Here is a 297-nt window from a genome sequence, read left to right as displayed (position 1 = left end):
GGAAAGGTGAAGGACATCAGGAATATCGGTAATTTCTTCCCCATCTTCATTCCCCGCGTCTGTTGTTCAATTCGCCGCGCCTGACCTTGCCCATGCCACCGGATATGAGATTACGCCCAGAAATCGGTTTTCTGCATAGTAGAAACTTTGGTGATAGGTTCATCGTGGGTAAATCCTGCGATCTTGTAGTAGCACGGCCAGGATAAATTTTGATTTTACCCAAAGATTGTAAAATGCCGTGCCCCGTAAGCTGGAAATTGATTGAGGGAATGGGGCGGCACCCAGAAGGAAAGGTGA

The 297-nt window shown here is 47.8% G+C and carries 1 protein-coding gene; it reads right to left on the bottom strand.

Annotated features, from left to right (window positions below; genetic code table 11):
* Positions 1-46: 46 nt before the first annotated feature.
* On the bottom strand, positions 47-297 hold a 251-nt coding region (locus MiSe_RS50140), incomplete at its 5' end, for a hypothetical protein (RefSeq protein ID WP_226595093.1).

Origin of the sequence: Microseira wollei NIES-4236 (assembly GCF_020521235.1) — a bacterium.
Classification (GTDB): Bacteria; Cyanobacteriota; Cyanobacteriia; order Cyanobacteriales; family Aerosakkonemataceae; genus Microseira; species Microseira wollei.
The sequence above is the reverse complement of the archived record's forward strand: the minus strand, read 5'-3'. Positions and strand labels throughout refer to the sequence as shown.